At 63.8% G+C, this 8,433-nt stretch carries 7 protein-coding genes; 4 read left to right on the top strand and 3 right to left on the bottom strand.

The annotated features are described in order from the left end of the window. On the bottom strand, positions 1-439 hold a 439-nt coding region (locus EOL86_10150; protein NCD25932.1), incomplete at its 3' end, for a transposase. Between the two features lie 83 nt (positions 440-522). Here EOL86_10150 and EOL86_10145 point away from each other — a divergent pair. The 4 genes from EOL86_10145 to EOL86_10130 are packed head-to-tail and all read left to right on the top strand — an operon-like array spanning position 523 to position 7,185. Beyond that, entirely contained in the window at positions 523-1,869 is a 1,347-nt protein-coding gene (locus EOL86_10145) for a hypothetical protein (protein ID NCD25931.1), read from the top strand. Then, the gene (locus EOL86_10140) at positions 1,854-2,603 is read left to right on the top strand and encodes a hypothetical protein (GenBank protein ID NCD25930.1); all 750 of its coding nucleotides are present in this window, start codon (positions 1,854-1,856) and stop codon (positions 2,601-2,603) included. Before EOL86_10145 ends, EOL86_10140 begins: the two co-directional genes overlap by 16 nt. Next, complete coding sequence (locus tag EOL86_10135; GenBank protein ID NCD25929.1) at positions 2,600-6,193, top strand: hypothetical protein; 3,594 nt, start codon at positions 2,600-2,602, stop codon at positions 6,191-6,193. The genes EOL86_10140 and EOL86_10135 overlap by 4 nt, the downstream gene beginning before the upstream one ends. Next, positions 6,049-7,185 (top strand): hypothetical protein, encoded by a 1,137-nt coding sequence (locus tag EOL86_10130; GenBank protein NCD25928.1) that lies wholly within the window; start codon positions 6,049-6,051, stop codon positions 7,183-7,185. The genes EOL86_10135 and EOL86_10130 overlap by 145 nt, the downstream gene beginning before the upstream one ends. A gap of 24 nt (positions 7,186-7,209) precedes the next feature. Here EOL86_10130 and EOL86_10125 read toward each other — a convergent pair whose 3' ends face one another. Beyond that, positions 7,210-7,920, bottom strand: coding sequence for a methyltransferase domain-containing protein (locus EOL86_10125; protein NCD25927.1), 711 nt, complete (start codon positions 7,918-7,920; stop codon positions 7,210-7,212). Between the two features lie 110 nt (positions 7,921-8,030). Then, complete coding sequence (locus EOL86_10120; protein ID NCD25926.1) at positions 8,031-8,303, bottom strand: hypothetical protein; 273 nt, start codon at positions 8,301-8,303, stop codon at positions 8,031-8,033. Positions 8,304-8,433 lie beyond the last annotated feature (130 nt).

Here is an 8,433-nt window from a genome sequence, read left to right as displayed (position 1 = left end):
GGGACGGGGATATGGGCGCGATCAGTTCGGCCATGTCCAGTCGGGCGGTCCAGGTGTCGGGGCCGTTGTAGAGGACCAGGGGAAAGAGCGGCGGCAGGGCGTCGCCATTGGCGATAAGCCCGCTGCGGATGAGGTCCTGGTACAGGAGGCCGGCATAGGTCATGATGCGCAGGGCCATCCAAGGGTCCACGGCGCTTTGGAATTCGATCAGCAGATAGACGTAGATCCAGTCGCCGCGAAAACGGACGCGCCAGACGATGTCATCGTGGCGTTCGCGGAGATCGTCGCTGACGTAGCTGCCGTTCTGGCGTTCCAGAGTGGAAAAATCCAGCCCGCGGACCCAGTCCTCGGGCACGAAGTCCCGGATCAGGCTTTCGACCATTTCCGGATGGCTGAAGAGGCTTTTGTACGAGCCGTCATGGGGAATACGGGTACTCATGACTTGGCTATGACAGGGCCGTGCTTTTCTGGCAAGCCGTGCTCCCGCGAGATGTTTTGGCCCGTTATGGACCCTGACCGGCCTTGCGTGTATCCACGTCCGTCATGGATCATCAGGACATCCTTTTCAAATTGAGCGGACTCACCAGCCGCTTTCCGCGTGGACTGGAGTTGTCCGTCCAGGATTTGGTTTTCGTCGGCTGGCTCTATTTCCGGGAAAACGCCACGGAGTTGTCCCGGATCACGGATCGGGAGCTGCGCCAGCAACTTCTCCATGCCGCCGCGCAACTGGGCATGGATCGGGACGCGCTTCAGCCCGTGGCGGCCATAGACCGCCTTGTTCGTTTTCGTCTGGTCCGGGCCTCGGTCACGGAAGGCAGAACCCAGGAATATTGTCTGACCCGTCTCGGGCGCAGCCTGGCCAGGGACCTCTTGGAAGAGGCCGACTACGGCAGCGAGGATTTGTGCACGCTGCTCAATCAGGCCCATGCTTCCCTGCGCCAGGAAATGGCCGCGTCCGACGCCGTGGCCCTGACCAAATGGCTGCGGCATTTTTTCCACGGCACGATTCGGGAAAAGATCGAATACAAGTTGCAGGCCATCGAGGAAGGCTTGCTCGATCAGGAGCAGACGGCCAAGCGCCTTGGTGGCGGCCAGGACGAACAGGCCTTTGAAATGGCGCTGGCCACTGTGCGCAAGGGGCGGGAATACCTGGATGAACTACTCGATGCCGTGCAGGATGGCTCGGCCTACCTGCCGCTCATGGCTGCCCTGACGGAATGCCTTGATGCGTATGCGGGGGATGAGTTGCAATCCGGCATCGAGCGGGCCCTGGATTTTTTGGAGGGGTTGCGGCTGCGGATCGAGACCATGCTCGCCCATTTGGTGCGCTTTGTCCGGCAGTGCGTGGCGTATCAGTCTTTCGTGGGGTCCCTGTCGCGGCGGGACGCCCTGGGACGCATCCAGCTTGATCTGCTCCGCCGGGCCTTGCGCACGCCCGTGACCATGCCCGTCGTCGGTCAGGGTCGGCCCTGCGCCATTCATTTGGACTGGAACGCCGTGCAGAGCCAGGCTGCCGTGGAGCTGGACGGGGACATCCTGAGCGCCTTGAGCGCGTTCGTGCCGGAACCGGTCAAAACCATGCGGGCCCCCTGGAAGGATGCTTTTTTGGCGGCCGCGCGTGCCGCCTGGAGTGCCCCGTCATTGGTCGCCGTGCCGCTGTCCGAATGGATTGGGGCGTTGCTGTCGGATCTACCGGACGACGTTGACGCCGACGCCGAGCTTCTGGCCCTGTGGCTTTTGCTGGGCGACATGCCGACCTGGACCCCGGAAGCGCGGCTGTGTCCCGGCTTTGGGCCATGGATGCCCCTGGGCGCGGCTTTGGTGCAACCGGTCATTCTCCAAAAGGAAATCACATGCACGACGAGATGAACCCAGGGGTGGATACCGCGCGGGACGAGGGTGATGTGCTCATGGCTTCGCCGGCCCTGTCCCGGCGGATAATCCACCGTCTGCAGCGTGGCGAGCATATCGACCCGTTTTTGGCGGCGGAGTTTCGTTTTTTGGAGCGCCACCGCTCGGCCTGGGAGGGATTTTTCCGATTCCTGGGCTATTTTTTGTGCCGGGGCGATATGGGTGGGGAGAGCTTTTTTTATCTCAAGCCCGACTCCGGCATGGTCCGCTCCGAACGTCTGAGCCGGGGCGCGACCTTCATGGGCATCTACCTTTCCTGGCATTTTCTGACCCAGGGCGTGGACGGGCTGGATTCCGTGCCGGCGGCGGAACTGGCCGGCCTGATGCTGGGACAATTCGACTTCAACATGCTCGCCCCGGTCTTCGTGCCCCGGACCGGACGTGGTCGACAGCGGGCCGAGACCGAACAGAACCGGGACAAGGTCCTCGCGGCCATGAAAACGGCCCTGAACGAACTGGTCAGGTACCGTTTCGTGGAGCTGCGGCCGTCCGTGCGCGCGGACTGGAGCGAACTGCGGATCTGGCGCCTGCCCGCCTTGCAACGGTTTTTGGAAATCAGCCGCGCGGTCTTGGTGCAGCAGGGGGCTTCGGGCGGAAATCCGGAAACGGTGCTGCGGTCCTTGTGGGCTGGATTCGAGGCCGATAGCGAACCCGACGAGGACACTGACGAGGCCATGGAGGATGACGCATGAATCTGCCGTTTTTCAGCCCCGATCCCGTTTCGGCGCGGGAGTTGCTGTTGATCGGGTATCAGCTTTTTCCCCGCGGCCGCATCCCGCTTCATCCACGCCTGACTGTCCTGTCCGGGAATAACGGCGTGGGCAAGACCACCCTGCTCGACGCCATCCAGACCGTCATCCTGTGCCATCAGCACTACATTTCCATGAACGTGGCCTCGGGCCAGAACGACCGGTCCATCATCGGCCAGTTGCGGCAGCGGGTGGCCTGGACGGCCATCGGTATCGGCGGGCACGAGACGGTCACGGCCCTGGGTGTGCGCCTTTTTGTCCGCCCCAGCGGCGAGCAGCTGGAGCTTGCGCCCTTTGTGCTCAAACACGCGGCTTTGACCGAAAGCCTGTTTCTTGACCCCGCGACCAACGAAATCACTCCGGATTTGAGCGCACTGGGCCGTAACGTGCTTCGGGCCGATCCTGGGGCCGAGTGCCTCCCCTTTGACCGGGTGGACGACTATCATTCTTTTCTGTTCGAGCAGGGCATTCTGCCCATTCCGCTGATGCGCAAGGGCAAGAAGAAAACCTTCGCCAATTTGTGGCGGCAGATCACCCAGCCCCGGCTGAACGATTTGCAGGCCTTTTTGCAAGACATGCTGTGCCCGCCGCCAAGCCGGCGGACCAATTTTTCGGACGTGGAAAAGTTGATGCGGGACAGGCGCGGCGTGGAGGAACGGCTGCGTGGGCTGGTTCGTTTCCGTCAAACACGCCAGACGCTCGATGGCCTGCGCGGGGCCCTGGATATGGCGCGTCGAGCCAGTCTGCGGGGCGATTTGGCCATTGGTATCGAGCGTGAGGCCGCCGTGCGGCAGGCCCTGGAACGCAATGGGGTCGAGTTGGAGAAAACCCAACGGCTGTTGACGGATCGGATCGCGGGGCTGGCCAACCAGGAGCGGGACGAGCGTGCTCTTCTGGATCAACGCGACCTGTGCCAGAAGCAGCAGTCCTCCTTGGCCGTGCAGTTGCGCCATCACAAGGAATATCAGGAGGCTGGCCGGGTTTTGCAACAGGCCATGGAGCAGCTTCGAGCCGCCGAGGGGGAGCTGTCCCGCCTTGTCGCGGAGCTTGTCCCCGTGGTGGAGGGGATGGCTGCCGTTGGTGAACAACAAACGCGTTTGTTGTTGGAAAAAGAGCGGTTGGGAGCGCGGCGGGAGTTGCTGGAAAAGGAAACCGCGACGTGGACGGCATTTCAGTGTGAGTTGGAGAAGGCCGCCGGAATTTTGGAGCGGCCTGTCCGGACCAAGGCCGACGTGATCGAGCTGTGGGCCACCTGGGACAAGCCCTATCGGGAGCAGTTGCTTTTGTCCGAATGGCGTGGCCAGCTGCCGGATTTACGGCGGCGCGCCACGGCGCATCTGGAAGCCCTGGAATCGTGGCGCGCCCTGGCGCGCGATCACGGCCTGCCCGAAGCATTTGAACGCGAGGCCGTGGAACGGCTCCAGGCCGACGCGCGCCGGAATATCCGGGACAAAGTTTTGAAGCTGGACGCGATGAACCAGCGGCAGGCCCGGCTGGTGGATCTGCGCCAGACCCTGGCCAAGGGTCGGCCACCCTTGCCGGAAGCGGCCAGGCGCATGGTCGAAAATGGACTGGCCGAGCCCGTGGCCCAGGATTTCGACGAGTTGGAGGTGGACCGCGCCGCTGTTTGGCAGAAACGTCTCGGGCCTTTCGCTTTGGCCATCCGGCCCGCGCCAGGGGTTGACCCCCTGGAACACCTGGCCGGCCCGGATCGTGTGTTTTTGGTTTCCGGCCCGGTGGACCGGGCGGCGTGGTCGGGGACGAATGCGGATCTTGGCGGTTTCGGAAATTTGGGTTGGTACGAGCCGGACGGCCCGGTGTGGCTGTCCAGCCGGGCCAGGGTCCAGCAGCTTGGCCTTTTGGAAACGCAGCTCAGGGAGTTGGATGCCGCCCAGGCCCGGATTCGGGAGGATACCACGGCCCTGGAGTTGTGCGAGAAACGGTGCGCCGCCCTGGTCGGGGCTTGGGCCGCCCTGGAGGACCGGGACGCGGTGACACGGGAAGAAGAACTGGCCCGGCGCATCGAGCGGGTGGCCATGAATCAGCCGCGCGTCAAGACGTGTTTTGAATGTGTGAACAGGCTCAAGCAGCACCTGCATGTTTTTGAATTGGAAGAGTGTCCGCGTCAGCTCAAGACCGTCCGGGAACGTTTGGCCGATATCGAGAACGAGGCGCGGGCCCTTGCGGCGGAAGACTCCCGGCTTCGCGCCTTGCGGCACGAGGCGGAAGCGCGTCGCAAGGAGCTGGAGCAAGCCGTCCATGTTCAGGACAAAATCCGCGAGGGGGCCGAGGTCCGGCGCCGCCAGCTGGAGCAGGAGGAGCCCGGCGACGTTTTGGAGGGGCGGGTCGATTTTGCCCGGGCCGAGGATATGGCTGGGAGGATTCTGGCCTTGGACCGGAAACTGGAAGCCCTGCGTCGCGAAATCGGGGAGGCCAACCAGCTTGTCGGACAGAATCGTTCCGAGATCGGAAATTTGGCCGCCAGTGGCGCCGCTCTGCGGAGCAAACAGGCGCATGCGGCCGAGGATTTGGAGCGGGCCCAGGCTGCCTGGCGGGGGCAGTACGGCGACGAGATGCCCGGAATCACGCCCCGGGATCGGGAGGAGTCGCGGCGGAATGCCGCGCGGCGGGAATGGGACGAGGCCAGGGGCGAATTGATCAAAACCCTGGAACACGTCTGCCAGGAATATGGCCAGCCAATGAGCCTGAGCCGGGACCAGGAGCCGGACCGTTTTGTGGAGGACGTGTTGCGGATGCTCATTCCGCCCGATCTGGAGTTGGACCGCGAGGAGGAGAAGTTGGAATCCCTGCGCGCCGAGCTGGCCCAGATCGAGAAGAAACTGCGCGGCTATGTCGAGGAGATCCGGCGCAATGTCGATCTGGATATGCAGGGTCTAACCCGCCGCCTGCTGCGCATCAACGACATCCTGTCCAATCTGGGCTTTGGCAAGGTGCGCAAGGTCTATCTGGAAAAGGTGCTGGAGCCGGTTTACGAAGGCCTGAAGCATCTGCGTGGTTCCGGCCAGCTGCCGCTTTTTTCTTCCGGCGGCATCACGGGGTTGCGCGAATTCTTGGATCAGATCCGGGAAATCATCGCCCGTCATTCCAGGGGCACCCAGCTGGAGGACGATCAGATCACGGATTATCGCAGTTATGTCCGTCTGACCTGGGCCATCGAGGACGACCAGGGCCGGGAACGGCGCAGTGGCTTTTCCAGCGGCGAGGGCTTGGGCATCAATCTGGCCATCTGCCTGAGCCTGCTCTTTTACGAGGGGTCCGAGGCCGGACGGCAACGCGGCAGCGGGTTTTTGCTCATGGCCCTGGACGAGGCCGAGCGCCTCGACGAGCGGGCCATGAACACAGTGCGCGACCTGTTGGACCGGGTGGAATGCCAACTGGTGCTGGCCCTGCCCCGCATGCTGAACATCCCGGATTCCCTGACCCACATCCTGACTCCCCTGCCGCAGGGCGTGACCCATGTGGGCGTGTATCACGCCCCGGCCGTGGTTGGCGAACAGCCCGTGGAAGCATGATGGATCAGACCGCGAAGTATCTGGCGTGGCGGACCCTGCTGGACAGGGGCCGGGTGGGGTGGCGCGAGGAATTCGCCATGCTTGAGCGTTCCGGCATCGTGGAGCGGGACAAAAAAAAGGCCATTCTGCGCGACCCGGACGAACTGCGCCATCTGCTGTGCTCCGGATTCACCGAGGAGCGACAGGCCCTGGACGAGGCCGCCGGTCTGATGGCCTCCTTGGGACTGGATGTCGCCATTACGGATCTGGCCCGGGATTGTCTGGTGTTGCTGCGCGCCCTGGACGGGATCGAGCGTGTGCCCGCCCCGGTCTGGCGCCAGCAGCTCAGCGCCGAACTGTTCGGGGATTCCAAATATATCGGGCGGACATCCATCCTGAGCCGCATTTATGGGGACTGGCTCGGGCGCTTGCCCAGCCGGGGCGAAATCCGGCTCAAGGCGTTTTCTCCAGTTTCCGGCAGGACTGGCGGCCCGGATTTGCGGGCAGTGACCCGTGGCTTGGGCCAAGCCGTGATTTTGCCCGGCTTTGGCCTGCCGGAAGAGTACGAACTGGATGCCGTGTCCCTGGTCGTGACCTGCGAAAACCTGTCTCCATTCGTGGGCATGGAGCTTCCCTCGGGCCTTCTGCTGTATACCGGCGGCTATGCCTCGCGCGGGATCGCCGCATGGTTGCGCGCCTTGCCCGCCGGCTGCCCGTGGGTGCACTTTGGCGATGTCGATCCGGACGGGCTGGCCATTTTCGATCATCTGGCGGCGTCCAGCGGCCGCGCGGGGCGATTTTTTCCTGATCCGGCCGTGCTCGACGAGCTTTGTCCCGTGCTGCCGGCCTGGAAGGGAGCTCGGTCGTTCCGCGTTGACGCCTGCCGCACGGCGGCTACCCGCGTTCTGGCCGTCTGGGGCCTTGCGCGCGACATGCAGGTGGAGCAGGAGCAGGTTCTGCATGCCGCGCGCCGGCTTGGAATCGATCTTCTGGCGGCGTTGGCGCGCGTCTGAGCTCATCTGGTCCCGACGGACCCGTCACCACTCCCGCTTTTCGCCGATCAGGCCGTGGGTGGCGAAATAGCGTCCCGCTTCCATGTCCATCATGACCACGTCGTTCTTGGCGTGTTCGTTGTCGCTCTCCAGCCATTCGTCCCAGGCCTGTTTGTGGCAGCGCATGTCAAACGCCGCGCGCACGGTCAGGCCCGTGCACTGCAGCCATAGCTCCCGCCACCAGGACAGGGTGCAGAAGTTCATGCCGTCCACCCAGTACGGGCGCAGGTCGGCCGGCACCGAGTCCAGGGCGTGGCGCAGACCCGGTATGCCGACCAGAAGCAGGCCGCCGGGTTTGAGCAGGGGCAGGACATGCGCGCTCGGATATTCGGATTGGGCCGCGAAGTAGTGCCAGGAATCAATGCTGACCACGGCGTCGAACCGCTCCGCCTCGAAGGGCAGGGCGTGGGCCTCGCAGTGCACGGCCGTGATCCGCTCGGACAGGCCGGCTTCGGCAAAGCGCCGGGCGTTGTCCTCGGCCGCGACCCACAGATCGGCGGCGGTCACGGTGCAGCCGTATCCCTTGGCCAGGGCCATGGAGGTCAGGCCCATGCCGCAGCCCAGGTCCAGGACGCGGGCGTTTTTTGGCAGGGGAGCGCGGGCCAGCAATTCGTCGAGAATGCGCAGGGCGTTGGGACCCATCATGGTCTGGAGTTGGAAGTCGCGGGGGAAAAGGGTGGTGGAATCGAAAGTCATTGGTAAATCTCCTTTGTTTGGTCGAATCGTATTCCGCGCCGCGCCATCTGTCCCGCCCCGTGATGATTGGAAAACAAAAAAGCGCCACGGGATGTCCCGTGGCGCGGTGGTTACCTTCCGGCGGTCTGGCGCAGAATTTTGGCGATGGTTTTGGGCGCCAGATGGAACTGCTTGGCCAGTTCCCGGGCGCTTAAGCCTCGCGCGTGTCGGGCGCGGATGTCGCGGTTTCTGGCCGCGATGTCGGCGCGTGTCGTGGTCCGTTCGCCCCAGGCCTGTCTGCGGTCATCCCGGCGCGGGATGTACACGCATTGCCCATCGATATAGCGCTGTACGGCTTCCAGAAGGTTTTTCGGCAATACTTCCGTGGCGTTGGTGTAGCCCATGGTGCTCCTCCTCGTGGTGCGTCAATTGAGGACGGGGCAGGGGCCACGGGCCCGGTCAGATCACCGGGCGTCGCCCCTGCGGAGCGTGCCGACAAAATCCAATGATGCGCTGAACATCCAGTCTCCGGGG

This window comes from Deltaproteobacteria bacterium (genome assembly GCA_009930495.1).
GTDB lineage: Bacteria > Desulfobacterota > Desulfovibrionia > Desulfovibrionales > Desulfomicrobiaceae > Desulfomicrobium.
Note: the sequence above shows the minus strand (reverse complement) of the source record. Positions and strands in the feature narration are given on the sequence as shown.

What these genes read in the sequence shown, in the direction of transcription:
- EOL86_10140 (NCD25930.1), top strand. Translation starts at nt 1,854, where the DNA reads ATGCACGACGAGATGAACCCAGGGGTGGATACCGCGCGGGACGAGGGT.
- EOL86_10135 (NCD25929.1), top strand. Translation starts at nt 2,600, where the DNA reads ATGAATCTGCCGTTTTTCAGCCCCGATCCCGTTTCGGCGCGGGAGTTG.
- EOL86_10130 (NCD25928.1), top strand. Translation starts at nt 6,049, where the DNA reads ATGCCAACTGGTGCTGGCCCTGCCCCGCATGCTGAACATCCCGGATTC.
- EOL86_10125 (NCD25927.1), bottom strand. Translation starts at nt 7,920, where the DNA reads ATGACTTTCGATTCCACCACCCTTTTCCCCCGCGACTTCCAACTCCAG.
- EOL86_10120 (NCD25926.1), bottom strand. Translation starts at nt 8,303, where the DNA reads ATGGGCTACACCAACGCCACGGAAGTATTGCCGAAAAACCTTCTGGAA.